This is a genomic window from Variovorax sucrosi (assembly GCF_051216635.1).
Taxonomy (GTDB): Bacteria; Pseudomonadota; Gammaproteobacteria; order Burkholderiales; family Burkholderiaceae_C; genus Variovorax.
Map to the genome: position 1 here is coordinate 456,448 of NZ_JBPJZU010000003.1, position 23,420 is coordinate 479,867.

Here is a 23,420-nt window from a genome sequence, read left to right on the forward strand (position 1 = left end):
TATTCTGCTGCGTTGCAGCAGCCCTTGCTGTCGGTCAAAAACGCATCCGACCCCGGGAAGGGGGTATGTCGCTACCGCGGGGTAGGTCCGCGGCGCCGGTCAGGGGTGCCGGGCGACAGGCGCCAGCACGCCCGCGCCGCGCACTTCGACGCGCACCCGGTCGAGCACCTCGCCGCGCGCGTCGGCCAGCTCGATCACATGGCGGCCGGGCCAGGGCATCCACTGCGCCTGGTTGCCGCGTGCGAACACCTTGCCGTCGATGCGCCACTGCAGGCCCTGGCCTTGCGCCTCGAAGCGCACGCGCTGGCGGTTGGGCGGGATGTCGGGGTCGATCGCGATGACCGAGCCGTCGGCCGGTGAGGTGATGCGGTTGCCCGTGTCTGCGGCCGCGGCGTCGGGTGCGAACACCTTCTGCTCGGTGCCGGCGAGGAACCATTCGCTGCGCGGTGCTTCCAGGTCATTGCCGAAGCGCACCGGCACTTGCACCACGCCAGGCGGCGTCGCCGGTGCACGGCTCGGCTCGCGCGCATGCAGGAAGCCCATCACTTCGGCCCACACCGGCGCGGCGCCGCTGGTGCCGCTCACGTCCCACATCGGCGCGCCACCCGCGTTGCCGACCCACACGCCGACCGTGTAGCGCTGCGACCAGCCGACGGCCCAGTTGTCGCGCATGTCCTTGCTGGTGCCGGTCTTTACCGCCGTCCAGAAGCGCGTGCCCAGCACGCTGTCGACGCCGAAGGTGCGGGTGCGCGCGTTGGCATCGGACAGGATGTCGCCGACGATGAACGCGGCGCGCGGGTCGATGGCGGGCAGCGTGTGCGGCGCGGGTGTTGCTGCGGTCGCCGGGAGCATGCGGCTCTCGCCGTAGCGCCCGCCGTTGGCCAGCGTGCGGTAGGCATTGGTCAGCGCCAGCAGCGACACCTCGGCACTGCCCAGTGCCAGGCTGTAGCCGTAGTAGCCGCCGCTCTCGCGCAGCGGCAGCCCGGCCGCCTGCAGTTGGCGCGCGAAGGATTCGGGCGAGACCATCACCAGCGTGCGCACCGCCGGCACATTGAGCGACGCGGCCAGCGCGGTGCGCACCGAGACCGGCCCCTTGAACTGGCGGTCGTAGTTCTGCGGGATGTAGAGGCCGCCGGCCGTGGCGATCTGCGCCGACGAGTCGTCGAGCAGCGACGCCGCGGTCAGGCGCCGCTCGGCGATGGCCTGCGCATAGAGCAGCGGCTTCAGCGTGGAGCCGGGCTGGCGCTGCGCGAGCACCGCATCGACCTCGCCGGCCCGGCTGAGCGCGCCCGACGAGCCGACCCAGGCAAGCACCTCGCCGCTGGCGTTGTCGAGCACCACCAGCGCAGCGTCTTCGACATTGCGGCCGCGCAGTTCGCGCAGATGGCGCTGCAGGGTGTTCACCGCGAAGCGCTGCAGCGGTGCGCGCAAGGTGGTGCGCAGCGTGGTGTCCGCCGTGTTCGCGCCGGGTGCCCTGGCGGCATCACGGCGCAACTGCAGCGCGCGGCGCGCGGCATGCGGCGCGATGCCCTCGCTCGGGTCGAAGGCGCGGCGCTGCAGGGCCGCGCTCGCGAACATGTCGACCGCGTCGCAGTCGATGCGGCGGCGTTCGGCCTCGGTGGCTTCCATCGCCTTCATCACCTCGCAGGCGCGCTGCGCGACGAGCGCGGGCTTGGCGTTCGGTGCGCGCACCAGCGCCGCGGCCACCGCCGCCTCGCGCGCATCGAGCCCGTGCGGCGCCTTGCCGAAGAGGGTGCGCGACAGCGCGTCGATGCCGACGATCTCGCCACGGAAGGGCACGGTGTTGAGGTACGCCTCCAGCACCTGGTCCTTGCGCCAATTCCGCTCCAGTTGCGTCGCCGTGATCGCTTGGCCGATCTTCTCGCTCACGCTGCGTCCACCGGTCCGGCGGCGCAGGTCTTCCTCGATCAGCCCGGCGAGCTGCATCGTGATGGTCGATGCGCCGCGCGTGCGCGTGTTCCACAGGTTGCCCCAGGCCGCGGACGACACGGCGCGCCAGTCGACGCCGCTGTGCTCGTAGAAGCGCCGGTCTTCGCTGAGCACCATGGCGGTCCGCAGGGCGGGCGAGACATCGGCCAGCGCGATCCATTGACCGCGGCGCACGGTGGCGTCGGTGCGCACGCGCTGCAGCAGGGCGCCGTCGCGGTCGAGCACCGCCGTGTCCGACGGGCGGAAGTCGCGCCGCACTTCGTCGAAGGAGGCCAGGGCGAAGGCCGGCCCTGCCCAGGCCACTGCGATCGCCAGCGCAAGAAGCGGCGGGCGAAAGGCGTGTCGGGACAGGGCGGCGAGCAGCATGGGTGAAAGACGGGCAACCTGCCTACTTTAAGTCGCGCGGACGGGCCGACGCAGGCGGTCTTGCACCGCACCGACCATGCGGTTCGGAACAGGCCCGAACCGTCGTGCCTGCCGAAAAACTGGAGGACATCACCATGAAATCACTTCTCGTCGTGCTTGCTGTGACCGCCACCCTGGCGGGCTGCGTGGTCGCTCCTTACGACAACCGCCCGCCGCCGCCGGGCCCGAGCATGCGGGGCGATCGCGATCGCGACCGCGACGGCGTGCCCAACCGCTACGACCGGGACCGCGACGGCGACGGCGTGCCGAACCGCTACGACAGCCGCCCGGGCGACCCGCGCCGCAACTGACCGGACGGGTCAGCGCCGCGGCTTCTGCTGCTGCTTGTCGTACTTGCGCCAGTAGTCGAACTCTTCCTCGTGCACTTCGATGTCGAGTTCCGACACGCGCCCCTGCATGCGCTCCTGCGCATCGGCCACGCCGCGGTTGTAGAGCGTCGGCCCGATCTCCTCGAGGAAGAAGCCCAGCAGCGCGCCGGCCGCGATGTTGCCGATCTTGGGGTCGTCCATGTGCTCGCGGAAATAGCGCTCGATGGACGCGATGGCTTGCTGGCGCACCTCGCGGGGCAGTTCGATGGTCATCGGATTCCTTTCCAGACGAAGGGGCTCAACGTCCCGCTTCGACCTTTACCCGCGCGTTCGGCATCTCGCCGAACATCTCGGGTGCATACATCGCCTCGACACGGCTCGGCGGCAGTGCGAAGTCGCCGACGTTGTTGAGGCGCACCGTGTACTCCATTTTCACCACGCCCTTGGGCAGGTACTCGTAGTAGCTGCGGAAGGACTCGAAGCTGCGCTCCTCGAAGGCCGGCCAGCCGGCACCGCTCTTCTTCTCGCCCTGCGTCGCGATCTGCGAATCGCGGCCCAGGCCGCTGCCGAGGATCGTGGCGCCGCCCGGGACCGGGTCGGTGATCGCCACCCAGGTCATGTCGGTGCTGGCGTTGACTTCGAGCGTGATGCGCAGCACGTCGCCGCGCGTGTACTTCCCCGCGGTGGCCTGCTCGACCGGCGTGATCGTCTTCTTGATCGCGTAGCCCGCCGCGAACGGCGCCTTGAGCTGGATCGCCGCCACCGACTGCAGCGTCAGCCAGGGCTTGCCCGCGCCGTCGTGCGTGACGGTCAGCGTTTCCTTTCGCGGCTGGCCCCAGGGCAGGAACATCGTGTTGTTGCGCAGGTTGCCCGGCGAGGCCGGCACACCGAACCAGGTCGTCTGGTTGGGGGCGCCCGCCGCGTCGCTGGTCTTCACGCGCTCGACGCGGCTCCAGTCGACGCTCTGCGCGCGCGCCGCCGCATCGGCGCCGCCGACCGGTGGCGCACGCAGCACCGAGGTCGTGGTGCCGGCCACCGGCACGCTTTCGAACACCTTCGAGAAGCGGTCGAGCGCCAGCCCGCCCCACAAATTGGCGGTGGTCGTGTGCCAGGCGCCGTTCTGCTGCCGGCCGATGAAGCCGTTGGCGAGTTTGCCGATGTCGTCCTTCCACGCCGGGTCGTCCATCACGGCCAGCAGCAGGCGCGCGGTGTTCACGTCGCCGTTGGTCATCAGCCACCACCAGTAGTCGTCCTGCTCGGTGCTGAAGAGCACCTTCGTGCCCTGGTAGCTCAACCGCGCCTTCAGCACGTTGCTGGCTTCGTCCAGGCGCTGCTGGCGCTGCGGCACGTCGTTCACGCGCTTCAAGATCTGCATCCAGTCGATCACCGCACTGGTGGGCCACTGGTTGGGCGCGATGGTGATGCTCGCCACCATGCTGCCGCGTGCCTTGCCGTAGCGCGAGAGCGCCTCGAGTGCGGCCAGCTTGCGCACGTCCAGGTCTTTGCGCGGGCTCCAGAACTCGCGCTGGATGCGGCCTTCGACGAAGGCGATCAGCCCCTGTTCCATCGGCGCACGCGCCTCGTCGGGCAGCGCGAAGGCCGGGTCGATGGCCGCCGCTTCGTTCGTCGCCGCGAGCAGGTACGACGTGAGGATGTCGCTGCCGCGGTTCGACTCGCCGTCGCGCGGCGGGAAGTAGCTGGCCAGCCCGTCGCTGTCGAGGTAGCTCGGCAGCTGCGCCACCACGCCTTGCCACAGCTTGCCGTCGCGCAGGCCGATCGACTTGCTGGTCTTCTGCTCCAGGCAGGCGAAGGGGTAGTTCGCGAACCAGTCGCGCACGCCCGGCATGCCCTCGGCCAACTTGGGCTGCAGCGACATTTTCAGGCCGCCCCGGCCAGGCAGCGCATCGGCCGGCGAGGCGACTTCGAGCGTGAAGCTGCCATCGACCTGCACCAGCGTCGCCTGCTGCACCGTGAGCGGCACGGCCGGCACGATGCGCTGGCGCACCTTGAGCGCGTCGCGTGCGCCGCTCACCGTGTCCTTCGCCTCGATCTCCCACAGGATGGCTTCGGCACGCGTCTGCGCGAGCTGCGCCGGGGCGGTGACGTTCCATGCCACCTCGCGGGCTTCGCCAGGCGGGATGTCGATGGTCTGCGTCTCGAGCGTGAGCAGGGTCGCGCGCGGCGTGGCCTCGACCTTCATCGCCTTCTGCGTCGTGTTGCGCAGCGTGATCTGCGCGCGGAACTGGTCGTCCTCGCGCACCAGCGGGGGCAGGCCACTGATGATCTGCAGGTCCTGCGTGGCCTGGATGCTGGCTTGGCCGGTGCCGAACAGGCCGGTGCCCATGTCGGCCACCGCGACGATCTTGAAGGTGGTCAGCGCGTCGTTCAGCGGCACCGTCACCACGGCCTGGCCGGTGGCGTCGAGCACGATGGACGGGTTCCACAGCAGCAGCGTCTCGAGCAGCTCGCGGGTCTGGCCCTTGCCGCCGCCACCGCCCGCGGGCACGGCCTTCTTGCCGTAGTGCCGGCGCCCGACGATCTCCATCTGCGCCGTCGAGGTGCTCACGCCCCAGCTGCGCCGCTGCAGCATGGCTTCGAGCAGGTTCCAGCTGTCGTTGGGCATCAGCTCCAGCAGCGCCTGGTCGACCGCGGCCAGCGCCACTTCGGCGCCCGCTGCCGGCTTGCCGTCGGGCAGCTTGCCGGTGATGGTGATCTGTGCCTTGCCGCGCACCGGGTAGCTCGGCTTGTCGCTCGCCACCTTCACGTCGATGCGGTGCGCCGCCGTGCCCACGCGGATCTCGGCCAGGCCGAAGCGGTAGGCCGGCTTGCTCAGGTCGACCAGCGCGGTCGGCGCGACGTATTCCTTGCCCTCGACCCAGAAGGCGGTCCACCATTCGCGCGGCGCCTTGAAGCCCCAGGTGAAGAAGCTGTACCAGGGCACGTCGCGCAGCCGGCCGCGCAGCGCCAGCACGCTCACGTACGCGTTCGGCCCCCAGTCGGCTTTGACCTGCAGGCTCACGGTCGGGTCCTGGCCGTTGAGCTGCACCACGTGCGTCTCGATCACGCCTTCGCGCTCGACGGCGATCAGCGCGGTCGAGAAGCGGAAGGGGCTGCGCACCTGGAACTTGGCGACCTCGCCCGGCTGGTAGTTCTTCTTTTCCGGCAGCACGTCGATGCGGTCGTGGTCTTCGCCGCCGAACCACAGCTCGCCCTGCTTGGTCACGTAGACCGAGCTGGCGGCCTGGCTTTCGCGGCCTTCCTTGTCGGTGGCGGTGGCGATGAGTTCGACCTGCCCGGCCTCCTTCAGCGCCGCTTCGCACAGCACCAGGCCGCGCGAGTCGCTGTTGCCGCTGCACACGGTGCCCAGTTCCTTCACCTCGGTCTTGTTGTCGTAGGTGTAGAAGCCGCCCACCATGCGCTTGCGGCTGGTGGTGGTGATGCGGGCGACGGCGTTCACCTTCACCTTGGCGTCGGCCACCGGCTTGCCGCCGAGGTCGAGCGCCAGCGCCTGGAACTTGAGCTTCTTGTCGGTCGAGATCCAGCCTTCGGTCTTGAGGCCGGCGACGACCGACGCGGGCCACAGCGTCTGCGTGCTGCGGATCGTCTGCACCTCGCCGTTCGGGTCGGAATAGGTGGCTTCGATCAGCAGTTCGCGCGGCGTCGCCTTGGCCAGCGGCACCTTGTCGATGGTGAGCTTGCCCGCACCGTTGCGGTCGAGCGTGAGCGGCAGCTTGTCGGCGATCACGCGGGTGTCGGTGGCCGACGAGGCTTCTTCGTCGGCGTCGGCCGCCGCCTGGTCGTCGCGCTTGCGCGGCGGCGAGAAGTTGAAGCTGTCGTAGTCGGCGAAGTCCAGGCGCTTGCCGCGCACCATGGCCGACACACGCACCGGCAGGTTGGCGGCGCCGCCGCCGGCCACGTAGTTGATCTGCACGTCGGTCGGCAGCGAGGTGATGGCGACCAGCGGCTTCTTGTCGCTCGGCGTCACACGGCCTTCGAGCACCGGCAGGCGGAACTCTTCCACGCGGAACAGGCCCGTGCCGTAGCTGCGGCGGCCGTCCTCGTCGTCTGCTTTGTCTTTGCCGCTGCGCAGTTCGACCTGGTAGACGCCGAGCTTGGCGGCCGGAGGAATCGCGAAGGTGTTGGCCGCGCTCTGGCCGCCGCTGCCGGTCTTGCGCCAGCCGATCACCTGCGTGAACTGCTGGCCGCTGCCGACGTGCGTGATGACCAGCGTGTCGGGCAGCGTGTCGGGCAGGCCGAAGCCCTTGCGGGTCTGCGTGCGGATCAGGTGCTTCATCGACACCGTCTCGCCGACGCGGAACAGCGTGCGGTCGAACACCGTGTGGGCCACGCGGTCGGGCTCGGGTTCCTGGCTGGTGGGCACGTTGAAGCGCCAGGGCTCGATGCCGCGCTGCCAGTCGCTCCAGGTGAAGGCCAGGTCTTCGACCGGCTTGGCCTTCTTGTCGGCGGCATCGGTCAGCGTGGCGCGGGCGCTCACGAAATAGGCATTGCCGCCGTCATCGCCGTCCTCGCCGCCGCCTTCACCGCAGGTGGGGGCGCTCGACGAGATGCCGGTGAGCGTGGCGATGCCGTTCGCATCGGTCTTGCCGGTGGCGACCTCGTGGCCGCGGCAGTCGGACACGCGCACCGCCGCGTTCGGCACCACCTGGCCCTTGTCGAGCGTGGTGACCCAGGCCACCGCGTTCTCGCGGCCCAGCTTGAAGTGGACCGCGAGGTTGGTGGCCAGCGCCGTGGTGCGCACGTACATCGTGCGGCCGTTGCCGTAGCGCTCGTCGAGCAGCGATTCGCCCAGCTTCTGCGAGGCGATCTCCAGCACGTGGAAGCCCGGCGTGAGCGGGATGCCGATCACCTCGAAGGGGCGAGGGTCGGCACGTTCGGCCTTCGGCATGTCGAGCGTCTTCACGCCGGCCTGGCCACCCAACAGCGACAGGGTGCGGGTCTCGACGTTGTCCCGGTTGTCCTTGTCGATGACGCGCGGCAGCGGGGCCTTGATGTCGCGCTTCGCGACAGCCCGGTCGACGACCGAGCTGCTCTCGTAGCGCCGCACCTTGCGGAACCACGCAATGATCTCCGCGTCGGTCGTCGGGTTCAGGTCGCTGACCTGGCCGGGCGTGAGCGCCTGCACCTGCAGGGCCGGCTCCACGCGGCGCACCGTCACCGGCATCATCGCGACGCCGCCGGGTTCGGCCAGGCGCTCGATCACGCCGAAAGGCGAGGCCGCGAACTTGGCCAGCGGCGGCATCGCGCCGGTGGCCGTGGCCAGCGGAAAGCTGTCGGGCGCGCCCAGCGGGCGGCCGGAGGCGTCCTGGAAGGCGGATGGCAGCGTCAGGCTGAACTTGGTGCTCTCGGGGAAGGGCGGCTGGAAGCTCAGGCCGTTCACGACGGCGTCGTCGTTGCCGCTGTCCTCGTCGATCTTCGGCTCGATCGCCTTGCCGCCGCCGGTGAGGCGGATCTGCGCGGCCACCTTGCGGGTGACGGGCGCGTTGAAGCGCAGCGCCATCGGGCGCAAGGGCAGGCAGGCGGCCTGCGCGTTCTCGCGTTCGCAGCTGAAGGTCGCGGCGAAGGGCTCGCGCACCTCGTAGCTGAAGCGTCGCTCGATCGTGTTGGCCACGCCCGATGGCGTGGCGACGCCCTTGCCGTAGACCAGCTGCATGCGGCTGCCGGCGGTCAGCGTGCGATTGCACTGCAGCGTGGCGAAGCGCAGCGGCTCTTTCTGGGCCTGGCGTTCGCGGCCGAAGGCCTTGAGCAACGCGTTGCGGTCGTCGCCGTCGAGCTGCTTCACCGGGATGCGCTCGCCCACGCCGTCGGCCACGCACCAGACGTTGTCGCGCACGCTCGCGAGCGTGGCCGGGCCGTTGAGTTCGAGCACGAAGGACTGCTGCTCGTCGATCTTCCCGTAGCTCGGCTGGATGTTGCGCACGAAGGGGCCGCCGGTGCTGAACTCGTGGCGCTGCGGCCCGCTGAGCTCGGCGCCGGCCGGCGACTTGAAGCCGGCCACGCGCGTCACCGTGCAGCGCACGCCGGGCGGCAGGTCGTTCTCGAAGTCGTAGACCCACTGCTTCTCGCCGGTCCAGCGGGGCGTGCCCTTGGCGGCCTGCGCGTCGTTGCAGCTGACGGTGTAGGGGGCCGGCGCCTTCGGGTCGCCGAAATTGACGGCCGCCTGGTCGAACTTGGCGACCACCTGCCGCACCCGCGACACCTCGCCCTGCGGGCTGACGCCGAGCGCCTGAAGCGCCATCGCCGGGAACGTCGCCAGGGCCGCCATCGCGGCCAGCGCGAATCTGCTTGTTGTTCTCTTCATGCCTGCTCCTCTGAGAAGGCGGGAGGGTAGCGCAAGTCTCTGACGGTTCTGCCTGGGCGTGCAAGGCAGAGGGCGTCGACGGTGTGAGTCCAATGCGCCGGGGCCGCCGAGTGCTCCACTATGATCGGCCGCCATGACCTTGCTGTTGAGCCACCCCGCTGGAAACCAGAATGTGCGGGCCATGCTCGACGCCCTCCAGACCGCCGGCATGCTGGGTCGCTTCGCGACCACGGTGGCGGCCGACGACAGCAGCCCACTGCTCCGGCTGATGCCCGAACGGTTGCGGCGCGACTGGCTGCGCCGGCGCTTCGACGTGCCACGAGACAAGCTGCTGCAGCATCCTTGGCGCGAACTGGCGCGGGTCGCGTGCGGCGCGATCGGCTGGCGCTCGGCGCTGCGGCACGAGCAGGGCTTTGCGTCGACCGACGCCATCATCCAGGACTTCGACCGCTTCGTGGCGCAGGCCCTGCCGCACCGCGTCTCGCGCGACGGCCTGCATGCCGTGTACGCCTATGAAGACGGCGCGCTCGACACCTTCCGCGCCGCCCGCACGCTGGGCCTGAAGCGCGTGTACGACCTGCCCATCGCCTATTGGGAACTGGGCCGCCGGCTGCAGCAGGAAGAGGCCGAGCGCCTGCCCGCCTGGGCGCCGACGCTGGGCGGCGGCCTGCTCGATTCGCCCGCCAAGCTGGAGCGCAAGACGCAGGAACTCGACCTGGCCGACCTGGTGGTCGTGGCCAGCCACTTCGTGCGCGATTCGCTGCCGGCCTCGGCGGCGCAGAAGGCCGTCGTCATGTCGCCCTTCGGCTCGCCGCCGGTCTGGACCGGCGGCTGGTCCGACGCGGCGCTCGACAGCGGCCGCCCGATGCGCGTGCTGTTCGCCGGCTCGATGGGCCAGCGCAAGGGCCTGGGTGACCTGCTGCAGGCCATGCGCCTGCTGGGTGGCGAGAACATCGAGCTGGTCGTCATGGGCTCGCCGATGGCCGATCTGGATTTCTACCGCCGCGAATACCCCGGCTTCACCCACGAGAAGGGCCGGCCCCACGCCGAGGTGCTGGCGCTGATGCGCAGCTGCGACGTGTTCTGCCTGCCGTCGATCGTCGAGGGGCGAGCGCTGGTCATGCAGGAGGCCATGAGCCAGGGCCTGCCGGTCGTCATCACGCCCAACACCGGCGGCGCCGACCTGGTGGTCGAGGGCGAGACCGGTTTCCTGGTGCCGATCCGCTCGCCCGAGCAGATCGCCGCCAAGCTGGCCTGGCTCAACCAGCACCGGCCCGAACTGGTCGCCATGAAGGACAAGGCGGCCCAGCATGCTGCCGGCTATTCGTGGAAGCGCTACGGCGAAGTCGTGGTCGACGCGATCCGCGCCATCGGCTGAGCCGACACACCGCCTGCCGATGACGGCCGCACCTCCCGCCGTCGCCGCGCGGTCTGCCTCGGCGCGTTACTGGGAGGTCGATGCCCTGCGCGGGCTGATGCTGGTGCTGATGACCTTGACGCACCTGCCGTCGCGTCTGACCGATCCGCTGGGCCAGCCCCTGGGCTTCGTCTCGGCCGCCGAGGGCTTCGTGCTGCTGTCGGCCTTCATGGCCGGGCTGGTCTACAGCCGGACCGCCTACCGCGACGGCGTCGACGCGATGCGGCGCGCCTTCTGGCTGCGGGCACTGAAGATCTACATGGCGCAGGCGGCCACGCTGCTGTTCCTGTTCACCATCATCGCGGCCGTCGGCCTGCGCATCGACCAGCCGGCAGTCAAGGACCTGATGTCCTACTACATGACGGCACCGCGCGAGGCTTTCGTCTACAGCCTGGCCCTGGTCTACGAGCCGCCGCTGCTGGACATCCTGCCGATGTACATCTTCTTCATGCTGCTGAGTCCGTGGGTGCTGGCCTTCTCGCTGCGCCACGGCTGGGCGGCGGTGGCGCTGGCCAGCACCGCGGTGTGGGCCGCGGCGCAGTTCGGCTTCAGCGAATGGGTCTACACCGAGGTGGTCCGCTGGACCGGGCTGCCGGTGCCCTTCCAGGAGATGGGCGCCTTCAATGCCTACGCCTGGCAGTTCCTGTGGTTCATGGGGCTCTGGCTGGGCGCCAGCCGCAGCGCCCCCGGGGCGCGGCCGCTGCGGCTGCCGCCCTGGCTGCTGCTGGCTGCGACGGCCCTGGCGCTCTACGGCTTCTATTGGCGCCACCACGGTCCCAACGGGCAGGCGGCCTTCGGCGCCAACGACCAGCTCAATCTGCTGTTCGACAAGTGGCTGCTCGGGCCGCTGCGGCTGGTCAACCTCGTGGCGTTGGGGGTGCTGGCGGTCGGCTTCGGGCCAGCCCTGATGCGCCACCTGCCGCGGATGCACTGGCTGGAGGCGATGGGCTCGGCCTCGCTGCCGGTGTTCTGCGCGCACCTGGTGGCGGTGCTGCTGGTGCTGGCCTTCTACGGCAGCAGCCAGATCGCGCGGCCGGCGTGGGGCGACGCGTTGCTGCTGGCGGTGGTCTTCGCAGCGCTCTACGCGGTGGCGCGCGCCACGCTGTGGGTCGACGCGCGCAAGGCCGCGCGGCTCAGGGCTTCGGTCTGAGCGCGGCGGTCGGCACCGCCAGCGCGCCCGGGGTGGCGGTGTCCGCCAGCACGGCCGGAGCCTCCACACGGGCGCTGATGATCGACTGCCACAGGCGGTAGCCGCTGTCGTTCATGTGCAGCCGGTCGGGCAGGAAGAGTTCGGCACGCGGACGGCCGTCCTCGCCGATCATCGGCGTGAACGTGTCGATGTAGTCGGCGTTGACCATGGTCGCGATGTACCCGCTGATCATGGCGTTGGTGCTGCGGACCTTCGGCAGCAGCGCCTCGCGCGACGGGCTCGGCTTGATCGAGATGTAGCTGATGCGCGTGCCCGGGAGTTCTTCCCGCACCGTGTTGGCGAAGCGGGCGAAGCTTTCCATCACCTGCATCGGGGTGCGGCCTTCGGCCAGGTCGTTGTCCCCCGCATAGACCAGCACGTGGCGCGGCTTGTAGCGCACCACCAGGTCGCGCGCGAACAGGCTGCAGTCGGCCATGGTCGAGCCGCCGAAGCCGCGGTTGATGACCACCGGCGACTGCCGGAAGTCCTGGGCCAGATGGGTCCAGAAGCGGATGGTCGAACTGCCGACGAAAAGCACCCCATCGGTGCCGGGCTGTTTTTCCTTGTCGGCATTGGCGAAGGCGGTGAGCGAACCTTGCCAGCGGGTCATCGCGGCCTGGTACTCGGGCGACGGTGCCACCGTCAGGGTGGCGGCCGGCACCATCCGGGGCTCGGCCTGGGCGGCGCCGCCGGGGCCGAGCGCAAGGGCCAGGCACAGCAGGGGGAGCGAGAAGGCTTCTTTCATGGGGGGCATGGAGTCCGGACAACGTACCGGGACGGCTTCCGGTTGGCAAGCGGCGCGCCGCAGCGCCTGAAATGTTAAACGGGTGGCGCTGCGCGCACGCAACACGGCGCCGGATGGCCTTCGGTTGCAAACGTGTCAAAACGTATACTGCACGGTCGTACCGGGAGGGACCCGTCCGCCATGTCTTCCACAGCGCCTGCGTCGCCGCGTCCTTTCTGGCACCGGCTCAACAGCTTCTTCGCCTTCCCGTTTCAGCCGCGGCCGCTGGCCTACGCCGTCGTGCTGGCGCTCTGCAGCCTGCTCGCGCAAGTGCTGTTCTTCCTGCCGCAGGTGATGGCGCTGGCGCTGGTCGAACTGGGCATTTTGCTGGCGGCGAGCCGTTACGGCTTTCGCGTGATCGCGCTCGGTTCGCGCGGCATCGTGCGCGCCGGCGACTTCCCGCGCGAACTCGACGAGGACTGGACGAACCTGCCCTGGAAGCTTTTCGCCGTATCGCTGGTGCAGGGCTTCGCCGTCGGCGCGCTGGGGCTGCTGAGCCCGGTGCTCGCCACCGTGGGGCTGTTCGCGCTGTCCTTCCTGTTCCCGGCGACGGTCATCGTGCTGGTGCAGTCGTGCAGCTTCTGGCAGTCGCTCAATCCGACCTTTCTCTGGCTCACGGTGCGCGCCATCGGCTGGCCCTATGCGCTGCTGTGCCTGTTTCTCTTCCTGCTCAGCACCGGCGCCCAGCTGGCGCTGGCGATGGTGCTGCCAGCCATCAGCCCCTGGCTGGCGCTGCCGATCTTCAATTTCCTGATGATCTACTTCAGCTGGGTCATGGCGAGCCTGCTGGGTTATGTGATGTACCAGAACCACGTCGAACTGGGCATCGACCTGCTGCCGGGCGCCGGGTCCGACGACCGCGAAGCCGACCGGCGGACGCCGGCCCAGATCGCACGCGACGCCGACGATGCCGAAGTCGCGCAGCGGGTCACCGAGGGCGACCTGATCGGCGCGCTGGCGCTGGCCTACGAGGCGCAGCGGCTGGCGTCCGACGACCTGGCGGCGCAGCGCCGCTACCACCGCGTGCTCCTGCTCCTGCCCGAGAAGACGCCCACGCTGCTCGACCATGCACGCCGCTTCATCGCGCTGTTGATGCGGCGCGACCTGGCCTCCGAGGCGCTGAAGGTGGCGCGCGCCTGCGAGGGCCGCGATGCGGCGTTCCAGATCGAGGACGGCGACACGGTGCTGGCGTTCGCGCGGCTCGAATGGCGTGGCGGCGATGCGCGGGCCGCGCTGGCCTGGGTCAAGGGTTTCGACAAGCGCTTTCGTGGACATGCCGCGATCCCCCAGGTCTACGAACTGGCCGCCCGGGTGCTGGTCGAGGGGCTGGACCGGGCCGACCTGGCGCGGCCGATCCTGGCGGTGCTCGAGGCACGCTTTGCCGAGGCGCCGCAGACGCAGGAAGTGCGCTGGCTGCTGCGCGACCGCGCCGCGCCGATCGACGCCGGCGCCGCTTCGGTCGCGCGCCCGGCCTGAGCGCCGAGCCGAGCCGAGCCGAGCCGACGCCGTGTCGCTCAACCGGGCCGGGCGGACCGGTCCTGCTGCTGCAGGGTTCGCGTGACCATCTCGTTGGGCGCCAGCCGCAGCAAATGGGGCAGCCAGTGCTTGGCCTGCGCCTGCCGACCGGCCTGCAGCAGGCCGTTGGCGCAGACGGTCAGCGTGTCGCCGAGTTCCGGATGCTCGGGCGCCGTCTTCGCCAGCGCCAGGCAAAGCCGATGGGCATCCTCGAACTGCTGCGCGCGGGTGAAGCGCCGGGCGAGCCGGGCCATGTCAGCCGCCGACAGCCGGGCGCCCGGCTTGGCCTGGTCGAGGTAGCTGCGGTAGCTGGCGTACTGCAGCTCCAGCGTGGCCGGGTCGTGCGCCCGGAGACGGAAGATGTGCTGAGCCGCACGGTGGAAATCGTCGCCGGCCGGCTGCAGGCGGGCCAGGTTGAACCATGCGCGCAGTGTCTCGCTGTCATCCGGGCGGCAGCGTGCGGCGGCCCGCCATTCGGCGGCTGCCGCATCGAACTTCATCTCGGCCGCCAGCTTGCGTGCGGCCGCGACGTGCCGCTCGAACGGGTCCGGCGCGGCCGCGGCCGGCAGCGCGACCGGGTGGGCCTTGCGCAGGTGCATCGCCGCTGCCATGAGCAGGGCGCCGGTCAGCAGCCCGCCCAGGTGTGCCATGTACGCGATGCCCTGGCCGCCCAGCAGGTGCTGCAGCAGCTCGTTCGCGATCCACGCCGGCAGCAGGATCAGGGCCGGCGCGGTGACGTAGTTGAAATAGAAGAACAGCTGGTAGAAGAAGCGGATGCGACGCAGCCGGTAGAGCACCGCATACATGCCCATCAGCGCCGACACCGCGCCCGACGCGCCGAGCCCGATGCTGCCCTTGCCGGCATAGGCCCAGCCCGCCAGCAACGCGGCGCCGACGGCGCCCAGCAGGTAGAAGGCGAGGTAGGTGCCGCGGCCCAGCGCCAGCTCGACCGAGAAGCCGAACAGGAAGAGGAACAGCATGTTGCCCAGCAGGTGGCCGGTGCTGCCGTGCAGGAAGGCTGCGGTGACCCAGGTCCAGGGCTTGAACGCGGCATCGGCGCTGTAGTCCTGCGCCCAGCGACGCGTGAAGGACGGCGGCAGCTTCTGTTCGTACTGTGCGCGGTCCTGCTGCCATTGCGCATGCTGCGGATGGGTGGGCGGGATGACCGCGCCCTCGTGCAGCAGCTTCAGGAAGCGGGGCTCGTTCTGCAGGCCGTCGAGCAGGGGCTCGACCGCCTTGAGCGTCAGCAGTCGCCGTGCGCGCTCCGCGTGGGGTGAACCGGTCTTGGCGAGCCAGTCGACGAAGGGCGGCAGTTCGAGTGCCGGCAGCGAACTCGTCACGTAGAACTGCGCGGCCCGTTCTTCCGCGCGCTCCTCGGCGCGCTGCGGGCCCCAGAACACCACCATGTTCAGGACGATCAGCAGGATCGTCGCCCAGGGTGGATTGCGCCAACTGGGCCGGCTTTCCAGCGGAATCGCGTAGAACACGGCGCGCCCGCGGGCCGGTCAGGCGGGGTGCAGGCTGTTGCGACCGATGCCGTGGTAAATCACGCCGGCGGCCGTCATGATGGCCGGCTCATACAGGTTGCGTCCGTCGAACACCACCGGCGACTTCATCGTCGCCTTCATGCGCTCGAGGTTCGGGCTGCGGTAGGCCTTCCACTCGGTCACGATGATGAGCGCATCGGCGCCCTCGACCGCCGCCATCGGCGACTTGGCGTAGCTGATGTTCTCCAGCAGCTGCGGCGCGTCGGCGAAGTCGAGCTGGAGCACGCGGCGCGTTTCCTCGACCGCGATCGGGTCGTGCGCGACGAGGCGTGCGCCGGCCCGCAGCAGCGTGCCGATCACGACGCGGCTGGGCGCCTCGCGCATGTCGTCGGTGTTGGGCTTGAAGGCCAGGCCCCACAGCGCGAAGCAGTGGCTGCTCAGGTCCTGGCCGAAGCGGGCGAACACCTTGTCGGTCAGCACGTTCTTCTGCTCGTCGTTGACGGCCTCGACCGATTCCAGCACCCGCAGGGTCTGGCCGTTCTCGCGTGCGATGCGGGTCAGCGCCTGGATGTCCTTCGGGAAGCAGCTGCCGCCGTAGCCGGTGCCGGCATACAGAAAGCTGTAGCCGATGCGCGGGTCGGAGCCGATGCCCTGGCGCACCGCCTCGATGTCGGCGCCCACGCGGTCGGCCAGGTTGGCCAGCTCGTTCATGAAGCTGATACGTGTCGCCAGCATCGCGTTGGCCGCGTACTTGGTGAACTCGGCCGAGCGCACGTCCATCACGCGGGTGCGTTCGTGGTTGCGATTGAAGGGCGAATAGAGCTCGCGCATGGATGCCAGCGCGCGGCGGCCGTTGGCGTCGCCGGACACGCCGATCACGATGCGGTCGGGCCGCATGAAGTCGTCGACGGCCGCGCCTTCCTTCAGGAATTCGGGGTTGCTCACGACCGAGAAGCCGAGGTCGCTGCGGCCGCGCTTGTCGAGCTCTTCCTGGATGGCGGCGCTCACCTTGTCGGCGGTGCCCACCGGCACGGTCGACTTGTCGACCACCACCTTGAAGTTCTCCATGTAGCGGCCGATGTTCCGCGCGGCCGCCAGCACGTACTGCAGGTCGGCGCTGCCGTCCTCGTCGGGGGGCGTGCCCACGGCGATGAACTGGATGTCGCCGTGCGCGACCGAGGCTTCGATGTCGGTCGAGAAGTCGAGCCGGCCGGCTTCGACGTTCGACTGGACCACGCCCTCGAGGCCGGGTTCGTAGATGGGAATGCCGCCTTCCTGGAGGATGGCGATCTTGCGCGGGTCGACGTCCAGGCAGAAGACGTGATTGCCGATGTCTGCCAGGCAGGCGCCCGTGACGAGGCCGACGTAGCCGGTGCCGATGATCGAGACGTTCATGGGGATGTCAGACGGTTGCGGGTTCGGAAAGGATCTGGTCGAAGTAGGCGATGGTCTTCTTCAGACCTTCGTCGAGCTGCGTCTGGGGCGTCCAGCCGCCGAGCTCTTTCTGTGCGATCGTGATGTCGGGCCGGCGCTGCTTCGGGTCGTCCGAGGGCAGCGGCAGGCGCACCAGCTTGCTCTTGGAGCCGGTCAGCTCGATCACCTTGTTGGCGAGTTCCAGCATCGAGAACTCGCCCGGGTTGCCGATGTTGACCGGGCCGGTGAAGTCGTCGCCGGTGGCCATCGTGCGCAGCATGGCTTCGATCAGGTCGTCGGCGTAGCAGAAGCTGCGCGTCTGGTGGCCGTCGCCGTAGATCGTGATGTCTTCGCCCTTGAGGGCCTGGACGATGAAGTTCGACACCACCCGGCCGTCGTTGGCATGCATGCGCGGGCCGTAGGTGTTGAAGATGCGCACGACCTTGATGCGCAGCTGGTGCTGGCGGTGGTAGTCGAAGAACAGGGTTTCCGCGCAGCGCTTGCCTTCGTCGTAGCAGCTGCGGATGCCGATCGGGTTGACGCGGCCCCAGTAGGCCTCGACCTGCGGATGGATCTCGGGGTCGCCGTAGACCTCGCTGGTCGACGCCTGCAGGATCTTCGCGCGCACCCGCTTGGCCAGGCCCAGCATGTTGATGGCACCGTGCACGCTGGTCTTGGTGGTCTGGACCGGGTCGTGCTGGTAGTGCACCGGGGAGGCGGGGCAGGCCAGGTTGAAGATCTCGTCGACCTCGACGTAGAGCGGGAAGGTCACGTCGTGCCGCATCAGCTCGAAGCGCGGATGGTCGAGCAGGTGCTCGACGTTCCGCTTGGTGCCGGTGAAGAAGTTGTCGACGCAGAGCACATCGTGGCCCTGTTCGATCAGGCGGTCGCACAGGTGGCTGCCGAGGAAACCGGCACCGCCGGTGACCAGGATTCGCTTCGAGGCGTTGTATTGGCGCATGGGCGAAGTCACTCCAAAGGAAAAGAAAATCAGGGGGCGCGCTGCACGCGCTGCTCGTACATCTTGGCGTCGACCAGCATGCGGAACCAGAGCGCCTGGAAGAAGGCGAAATAGAAGCCGATGACGCCGTCGAGGAAGCCGAGGCGGAACACATAGCGGTAGACGAAGTAGCTCAACGCACGGGTGCCCACCGGCAACCGGTAGTACAGCTCCTTGATGTAGCGGGTGCGCTCGCGCGAGTCGCCCAGCAGGCGCGGCTGCAGCACGCCGTCGCCGCCGACCGCCGGGCCGAGCTTTTCCTTCGCCTCGGCATCGCTCCAGCGGTTGTGGCTGGCGATCCAGTCGGCCAGCTTGGCGGAGTTCTTGTCGTGCATGAAGCCGGTCAGCCGGCCGGGCTTGGCAGGGCTGATGAAGTGCTGGTCGTAGAGGCGTGCTTCGCAGCGCCCCTGGCCGGAGCGGAAGAGCCGCAGGTGCCAGGGGTTGACGCCGCTGAAGCGCAGCATCTTGCCCATGAAATAGTCGCGGCGGCGCAGCAGGTAGGCGTCGCGGTCGGGCGTGCCGGCCATCAGCGCGCGAATCTCTTCGACCGCGCGGTCGTCGAGCACCTCGTCGGCATCGAGGTGCAATTGCCACTCGCTGTCCTGCTCGACCTGGGCGATGGCCCAGTTGCGCTGGTCGCTGTAGTTCGAAAAGGGCCGCTGGACGACGGTGCAGCCCAGCTCCTTCAGGAGTTCAGGGCTGCCGTCCTTGGAGAAAGAGTCCACCGCGAACACGCGGGGGCTGACCTTGAGCGCCTGGGAGACCGTCTCCCGAAGGATGGCTGCGGAGTTGAAGGTCAGCAGGACGACGACGCAACGAGATGGTTCCATGGATTCGAGGCATCGCGGGGAAGGCTCGCGCAAAAAGCCGCCGGCCACCGCGCGAGGGTTGAAGGAACGCCAAACTTTAGCACCAATTTCTTACATCGCTGCATCCGCCGGGCCACATAGTCCGATCGGAGGCGGACGTATATGCGAGTAAACACCAAAAAAAGTCACAAATGTGAAATCGTGGTGCCGTTGGTTGCCCGAGACGCACCTTGCCCCGTCGCCCGCCCTGTCTCAGCCCAGCCGGGCGCGGTGCCGCGCGATCTGCGCGCGCACCTGGGCCGGCGCCGTGCCGCCCAGCACGTTGCGTGCGTTCAGCGAGCCGCGCAGGCTCAGCACGTCGTACACGTCCTTCTCGATCTGCGGGTTGAACTGCTGCAACACCGCCAGCGGCAGTTCGGACAGGTCGACCTGGTGCGAGATGGCGGCCTTCACCGCGTGCGCCACCGTTTCGTGTGCGTCGCGGAAGGGCAGGCCCTTCTTGACCAAGTAGTCGGCCAGGTCGGTCGCGGTGGCATAGCCCTTGAGCGCCGCACGCTCCATGGCGTCTGGCTTGACGGTGATGCCGCCGACCATTTCCGCAAAGATCCGCAGCGTGTCCTTGAGCGTGTCGACGGTGTCGAACAGCGGCTCCTTGTCTTCCTGGTTGTCCTTGTTGTAGGCCAGCGGCTGGCCCTTCATGAGGGTGAGCAGCCCCATCAGGTGACCGACCACCCGGCCGGTCTTGCCGCGGGCCAGCTCGGGCACGTCCGGGTTTTTCTTCTGCGGCATGATCGAACTGCCGGTCGTGAAGCGGTCGGCGATCTGGATGAAGCCGAAGTTCTGACTCATCCACAGCACCAGTTCTTCGCTGAAACGGCTGATGTGCACCATGCACAGGCTGGCCGCCGCGCTGAACTCGATCGCGAAGTCGCGGTCGCTCACCGCGTCCAGGCTGTTCTGGCAGACCATCGGCGCACCGTGCTCGTCCACCATGCCGAGCGTCCTGGCCACCCGCTCGCGGTCCAGCGGGTAGCTGGTGCCGGCCAGGGCAGCGGCGCCCAGCGGCAGCCGGTTGACCCGCTTGCGCACGTCGAGCAGCCGTTCGGCGTCGCGCGCGAACATCTCGACGTAGGCCAGCAAGTGGTGGCCGAAGCTCACCGGCTGGGCCACCTGGAGATGGGTGAAGCCGGGCAGGATCACCTCGACGTTCCGGTCGGCGATCTCGACCAGCGCCTTCTGCAGATCGATCAACAGACCGCCGATCAGGTCGATCTCGGTGCGAAGCCAGAGCCGCACGTCGGTCGCGACCTGGTCGTTGCGGCTGCGCCCGGTGTGCAGGCGCTTGCCGGCGTCGCCGACCAGCTGGGTCAGGCGGGCCTCGATGTTGAGGTGCACGTCTTCCAGGTCGAGCTTCCATTCGAAGGCGCCCGACTCGATCTCGTTGCGAATCTGCGTCAGCCCGCCTTCGATCGCGGCCAAGTCCTGCGTGCCGATGATGTTCTGGGCCGCCAGCATGCCTGCATGCGCCAGCGAACCCTCGATGTCTGCCTGCCACAGCCGCTTGTCGAAGAAGACGCTGGCGGTGTAGCGCTTTACCAGGTCGCTCATGGGTTCGGAGAACAGGGCCGACCAGGCTTCGGATTTTTTGTCGAGTTGGTTTTGGGTCATGGGAGGCCTTGGCAAGGCAATAATGGTTCGGTTACCCGATGTATCTGTGATGCGCAACCCGTCGATTTTATCGGCCCCCCCTTCGTCGCCTTCGCGGTCTGCGGTCCGCGCGTCGTCGCGCGCCGGCATGGGCGGGCTGTTCGACGCCTGCCAGATCGGCGTCGTGCTGCGCACCGTGCTGCTGGTCGAGGCGGTGGTGGCGATCGCCACGCTCTTCGTCGGCACCACGCCCGGCGAGTGGCTGATGCTGGCGGCCACGGTGACCGGCGGTGCCTTGCCCGCCACGCTGCTGTGGCTGGTGGCGGCCTGCGCGCTCAAGAAGGTATTGGCGCGGCTTTCCCGGCCGGCCCAGTACGCGGCGGGCGCCACGCTCGGCGCGCTGTCCGCGCTCTATGGCTGCGCCTTGCTGTGGTTGACCGGCGTGGTGGCGACGGCGCCCTGGGTGGCCAGCGCGGCTGCGGGCGCCATGTTCGCTGCCGTGATCATGGCGGCGCTGGTGTTGCGGGCCCGCGGCCAGACGCCCGCCGCCATGACGGCCCGACTCGAGGAACTCCAGGCCCGCATCCGGCCACACTTTCTCTTCAACACCCTCAACAGCGCGATCGCCCTGGTGCGGGAGGAGCCCGCCAAGGCCGAAGCCATGCTGGAAGACCTGAGCGAGCTGTTCCGCCGCGCGCTGGCCGACCCGGACGAATCGGTCACGCTGGCCGACGAGATCGCGCTGGCCGAACGCTATCTGGCGATCGAGCAGGTGCGCTTTGGCGACCGGCTGCGCGTCCGCTGGGACATCGACCCGGCGGCCAACATGGCACGCCTGCCGCCGCTGCTGCTGCAACCGCTGGTGGAGAACGCGGTGAAGCACGGCGTCGAGCCCAGCCCCGAGGGCGCCAAGCTGCGCATTCGCACCGAGCGGCGTGGCGGCATGGTGGTGATCGAGGTGGTCAACAGCCTGCCGCCGCTGCGCTGGGCCGCCGAGCCGCTGCCGCGCGGCCATGGCATCGCACTGGCCAACGTGCGCGACCGCCTGCGCCTGCTGCACGACATGCAGGCCCAGTTCAGTGCCGGGCTCGAACAGAAGAACTACCGCGTGCGCATCGTGATTCCCGTGGGTTCATGAGCGCCACCGGTCCACGCGAGGAGGAGACTGCATGGCACTGAGGACCTTGATCGTCGACGACGAAACCCTCGCACGCTCGCGCCTGCGCACCCTGCTGGGCGACTGCCACGCACCCGCCGCCGAGGTGGTCGCCGAGGCCGCGCAGGCCGAGCAGGCGCTGCACCATCTGATCAGCATGCCGCTCGACCTCGTGCTGCTCGACATCCACATGCCGGGCATGGACGGCGTGGCGCTCGCGCGCACGCTGCACGGCAAGCCCGACGCGCCGGCGGTGGTCTTCGTCACCGCCCATGCGACGCACGCCGTGACCGCCTTTGAACTCGACGCGGTCGATTACCTCACCAAGCCGGTCCGGGTCGAGCGGCTTCAGCAGGCCTTGCAGAAGGTCGAGCGGCAGCTCAAGGACCGGCGCGGCGCGGCCGGCGACGGGGCACCGGTGGAGCATCTGCTCATCCAGGACCGCGGTCGCACCGAGCGGGTGCCGTTGGCCGAGGTGCGCTACCTGAAGTCCGAATTCAAGTACCTCACCGTGCGCACCGCGACCCGCAGCCACATCCTCGAGGGCTCGCTGACCGAATTCGAGGAGCGCTATCCGAAGCGCTTCGTGCGGGTGCATCGCAACGCCCTGGTCGCGCGCGTCGCCATTCGGGCGCTCGAGAAATACGACGACGGCGAAGACGCGGAGGGCTGGGCGCTGCGCCTGGACGGCGTGCCGGAGCCGGTGGTCGTGTCGAGGCGCCAGCTCGCCGCCGTTCGTGAAGCCCTGAAGGAGACACCATGACGACCATCGCCACCGCAGAGCCGACGACCGAGGCGGCGCCGACGCCGGCCGACCCGGAGATGCCACCGGATGCCCAGCCGGCCGAGCGCGACGCCTTGAAGGCCCTGGCGACGGCCCAGGCGGTGGAGGAGGAACGCGAGCGGGTGCTGCTGCACATGCCGGTGGACGTGCGCAGCGCCGCGCTGGTCCTCATCGCGGTGTTGGCCTGCGTCTTCGCGCTGCATTGGGCCCAGGCCGTGTTCATCCCGCTGATGCTGAGCCTGATCCTGACCTATGCCCTGGCGCCGGTCGTGGATCGCCTGGCGCAGTGGCACGTGCCGCGTGCGCTGGCGGCGGCGCTGATCCTGCTGGGCGTCGGCGGTGCCCTGGGCTGGACCGGCTACTCGCTGTCGGGCAGCGCGGCGCAACTGGTCGACTCGCTGCCGGTGGCGGCCCAGAAGCTGCGCCTGGCGATGACACCCGGTCCACGCGACAACGCCAGCGCGCTCGACACGGTGCAGAAGGCCGCGGCCCAGCTGGAACAGGCCGCCGCCGCGGCGCCCGCCGCCCGGCGCGGCGTGCAGCGCGTGATCGTCGAGCGCCCGCCCTTCAACGTGCGCGACTACCTGTGGAGCGGCACGCTCGGGCTGGTCACCGCGGCGGGGCAACTCACGCTGGTGGCCTTCCTGACCTTCTTCGCGCTGTGTTCGGGCGACACCTTCCGCCGCAAGCTGGTCAAGATCACCGGGCAAAGCCTGCACAAGAAGAAGATCACGGTGCATGTGCTGGACGACATCACCAGCCACATCGAGCGCTACCTGCTGGTGCAGATCGGCACCAGCGCGCTGGTGGGGTTCGCCACCGGGCTCGCGTTCTGGGCGCTGGGCCTGGAGAACGCAGCCGTGTGGGGCATCCTGGCGGCGGTGACCAACCTGATTCCCTACGTCGGATCGATCGTCATCATGGGCGCCTCGGCCCTGGTCGCCTTCCTGCAGTTCAACGGCGTCGAAATGGCGCTGCTGATCGGCGGCACCTCGCTCGTCATCCACACGATGGTGGGCAACCTGCTGGTGCCCTGGCTCACCAGCCGCACCAGCCGCATGAATCCGGTCGCGGTGTTCATCGGCGTGATCTTCTGGGGCTGGCTCTGGGGCGTCTGGGGCCTGCTGCTCGGCATCCCGATCATGATGATCGTGAAGTCGGTCTGCGAGCGCGTCGAAGACCTGCAGCCGATCGGAGAGCTGCTGGGGGATTGACT

At 69.2% G+C, this 23,420-nt stretch carries 16 protein-coding genes; 7 read left to right on the forward strand and 9 right to left on the reverse strand.

Going from position 1 to position 23,420, the window contains the following annotated elements:
• Nucleotides 1-99: 99 nt before the first annotated feature.
• On the reverse strand, nucleotides 100-2,316 hold the full coding sequence (pbpC, locus tag ACSFBE_RS08315) for a penicillin-binding protein 1C (RefSeq protein ID WP_435489903.1): 2,217 nt from the start codon (nucleotides 2,314-2,316) through the stop codon (nucleotides 100-102).
• 134 nt (nucleotides 2,317-2,450) lie between these two features.
• Between pbpC and ACSFBE_RS08320 the strand changes: the two genes are divergently transcribed.
• Nucleotides 2,451-2,666, forward strand: coding sequence for a hypothetical protein (locus ACSFBE_RS08320; RefSeq protein WP_435489904.1), 216 nt, complete (start codon nucleotides 2,451-2,453; stop codon nucleotides 2,664-2,666).
• A gap of 9 nt (nucleotides 2,667-2,675) precedes the next feature.
• On the opposite strand, the gene ACSFBE_RS08325 is transcribed toward ACSFBE_RS08320, so the two are convergent.
• Both ACSFBE_RS08325 and ACSFBE_RS08330 read right to left on the reverse strand, forming a co-directional pair.
• On the reverse strand, nucleotides 2,676-2,957 hold the full coding sequence (locus ACSFBE_RS08325) for a DUF2164 domain-containing protein (protein ID WP_435489905.1): 282 nt from the start codon (nucleotides 2,955-2,957) through the stop codon (nucleotides 2,676-2,678).
• Between the two features lie 25 nt (nucleotides 2,958-2,982).
• Entirely contained in the window at nucleotides 2,983-9,003 is a 6,021-nt protein-coding gene (locus ACSFBE_RS08330; RefSeq protein ID WP_435489906.1) for an alpha-2-macroglobulin family protein, read from the reverse strand.
• A 133-nt stretch (nucleotides 9,004-9,136) separates the two neighbouring features.
• On the opposite strand from ACSFBE_RS08330, the gene ACSFBE_RS08335 reads away from it, so the two are divergent.
• Together ACSFBE_RS08335 and opgC are read left to right on the forward strand one after the other, a co-directional pair.
• Nucleotides 9,137-10,381 (forward strand): glycosyltransferase family 4 protein, encoded by a 1,245-nt coding sequence (locus ACSFBE_RS08335; protein WP_435489907.1) that lies wholly within the window; start codon nucleotides 9,137-9,139, stop codon nucleotides 10,379-10,381.
• Nucleotides 10,382-10,400: 19 nt separating this feature from the next.
• Nucleotides 10,401-11,570 carry an OpgC domain-containing protein gene (gene opgC, locus ACSFBE_RS08340; protein WP_435489908.1) on the forward strand — a complete coding sequence of 390 codons (1,170 nt, stop codon included), beginning with the start codon at nucleotides 10,401-10,403 and terminating at the stop codon, nucleotides 11,568-11,570.
• On the opposite strand, the gene ACSFBE_RS08345 is transcribed toward opgC, so the two are convergent.
• A complete protein-coding gene (locus ACSFBE_RS08345; protein WP_435489909.1) occupies nucleotides 11,554-12,354 on the reverse strand; it encodes an SGNH/GDSL hydrolase family protein in 801 nt (266 codons plus the stop codon). The two genes, opgC and ACSFBE_RS08345, sit on opposite strands and share 17 nt — an antisense overlap.
• 180 nt (nucleotides 12,355-12,534) lie before the next feature.
• On the opposite strand from ACSFBE_RS08345, the gene ACSFBE_RS08350 reads away from it, so the two are divergent.
• Nucleotides 12,535-13,869, forward strand: a complete 1,335-nt coding sequence (locus ACSFBE_RS08350) for a hypothetical protein (RefSeq protein WP_435489910.1) — start codon at nucleotides 12,535-12,537, stop codon at nucleotides 13,867-13,869.
• Between the two features lie 38 nt (nucleotides 13,870-13,907).
• Here the strand turns inward: ACSFBE_RS08350 and ACSFBE_RS08355 are convergent, their stop codons facing one another.
• From ACSFBE_RS08355 to argH, 5 genes are all read right to left on the reverse strand, one after another.
• On the reverse strand, nucleotides 13,908-15,395 hold the full coding sequence (locus ACSFBE_RS08355) for a rhomboid family intramembrane serine protease (RefSeq protein WP_435489911.1): 1,488 nt from the start codon (nucleotides 15,393-15,395) through the stop codon (nucleotides 13,908-13,910).
• Between the two features lie 18 nt (nucleotides 15,396-15,413).
• Nucleotides 15,414-16,790, reverse strand: a complete 1,377-nt coding sequence (locus tag ACSFBE_RS08360) for a UDP-glucose dehydrogenase family protein (RefSeq protein ID WP_435489912.1) — start codon at nucleotides 16,788-16,790, stop codon at nucleotides 15,414-15,416.
• Nucleotides 16,791-16,797: 7 nt separating this feature from the next.
• Nucleotides 16,798-17,769, reverse strand: coding sequence for a UDP-glucuronic acid decarboxylase family protein (locus ACSFBE_RS08365; protein WP_435489913.1), 972 nt, complete (start codon nucleotides 17,767-17,769; stop codon nucleotides 16,798-16,800).
• Nucleotides 17,770-17,798: 29 nt separating this feature from the next.
• Nucleotides 17,799-18,638 (reverse strand): glycosyltransferase family 2 protein, encoded by an 840-nt coding sequence (locus ACSFBE_RS08370; RefSeq protein ID WP_435489914.1) that lies wholly within the window; start codon nucleotides 18,636-18,638, stop codon nucleotides 17,799-17,801.
• 231 nt (nucleotides 18,639-18,869) lie between these two features.
• Complete coding sequence (argH, locus tag ACSFBE_RS08375; protein WP_435489915.1) at nucleotides 18,870-20,285, reverse strand: argininosuccinate lyase; 1,416 nt, start codon at nucleotides 20,283-20,285, stop codon at nucleotides 18,870-18,872.
• Between the two features lie 49 nt (nucleotides 20,286-20,334).
• Here argH and ACSFBE_RS08380 point away from each other — a divergent pair, with 49 nt between their 5' ends.
• The 3 genes from ACSFBE_RS08380 to ACSFBE_RS08390 are packed head-to-tail and all read left to right on the forward strand — an operon-like array spanning nucleotide 20,335 to nucleotide 23,418.
• Nucleotides 20,335-21,402, forward strand: a complete 1,068-nt coding sequence (locus ACSFBE_RS08380) for a sensor histidine kinase (RefSeq protein WP_435489916.1) — start codon at nucleotides 20,335-20,337, stop codon at nucleotides 21,400-21,402.
• Nucleotides 21,403-21,433: 31 nt separating this feature from the next.
• On the forward strand, nucleotides 21,434-22,183 hold the full coding sequence (locus ACSFBE_RS08385) for a LytR/AlgR family response regulator transcription factor (RefSeq protein WP_435489917.1): 750 nt from the start codon (nucleotides 21,434-21,436) through the stop codon (nucleotides 22,181-22,183).
• Nucleotides 22,180-23,418 (forward strand): AI-2E family transporter, encoded by a 1,239-nt coding sequence (locus ACSFBE_RS08390; RefSeq protein ID WP_435489918.1) that lies wholly within the window; start codon nucleotides 22,180-22,182, stop codon nucleotides 23,416-23,418. Before ACSFBE_RS08385 ends, ACSFBE_RS08390 begins: the two co-directional genes overlap by 4 nt.
• Nucleotides 23,419-23,420 lie beyond the last annotated feature (2 nt).

Coding starts and splice junctions, on each gene's coding strand:
- pbpC (WP_435489903.1), bottom strand. CDS start 2,316: ATGCTGCTCGCCGCCCTGTCCCGACACGCCTTTCGCCCGCCGCTTCTT.
- ACSFBE_RS08320 (WP_435489904.1), top strand. CDS start 2,451: ATGAAATCACTTCTCGTCGTGCTTGCTGTGACCGCCACCCTGGCGGGC.
- ACSFBE_RS08325 (WP_435489905.1), bottom strand. CDS start 2,957: ATGACCATCGAACTGCCCCGCGAGGTGCGCCAGCAAGCCATCGCGTCC.
- ACSFBE_RS08330 (WP_435489906.1), bottom strand. CDS start 9,003: ATGAAGAGAACAACAAGCAGATTCGCGCTGGCCGCGATGGCGGCCCTG.
- ACSFBE_RS08335 (WP_435489907.1), top strand. CDS start 9,137: ATGACCTTGCTGTTGAGCCACCCCGCTGGAAACCAGAATGTGCGGGCC.
- opgC (WP_435489908.1), top strand. CDS start 10,401: ATGACGGCCGCACCTCCCGCCGTCGCCGCGCGGTCTGCCTCGGCGCGT.
- ACSFBE_RS08345 (WP_435489909.1), bottom strand. CDS start 12,354: ATGAAAGAAGCCTTCTCGCTCCCCCTGCTGTGCCTGGCCCTTGCGCTC.
- ACSFBE_RS08350 (WP_435489910.1), top strand. CDS start 12,535: ATGTCTTCCACAGCGCCTGCGTCGCCGCGTCCTTTCTGGCACCGGCTC.
- ACSFBE_RS08360 (WP_435489912.1), bottom strand. CDS start 16,790: ATGAACGTCTCGATCATCGGCACCGGCTACGTCGGCCTCGTCACGGGC.
- ACSFBE_RS08365 (WP_435489913.1), bottom strand. CDS start 17,769: ATGCGCCAATACAACGCCTCGAAGCGAATCCTGGTCACCGGCGGTGCC.
- ACSFBE_RS08370 (WP_435489914.1), bottom strand. CDS start 18,638: ATGGAACCATCTCGTTGCGTCGTCGTCCTGCTGACCTTCAACTCCGCA.
- argH (WP_435489915.1), bottom strand. CDS start 20,285: ATGACCCAAAACCAACTCGACAAAAAATCCGAAGCCTGGTCGGCCCTG.
- ACSFBE_RS08380 (WP_435489916.1), top strand. CDS start 20,335: ATGCGCAACCCGTCGATTTTATCGGCCCCCCCTTCGTCGCCTTCGCGG.
- ACSFBE_RS08385 (WP_435489917.1), top strand. CDS start 21,434: ATGGCACTGAGGACCTTGATCGTCGACGACGAAACCCTCGCACGCTCG.
- ACSFBE_RS08390 (WP_435489918.1), top strand. CDS start 22,180: ATGACGACCATCGCCACCGCAGAGCCGACGACCGAGGCGGCGCCGACG.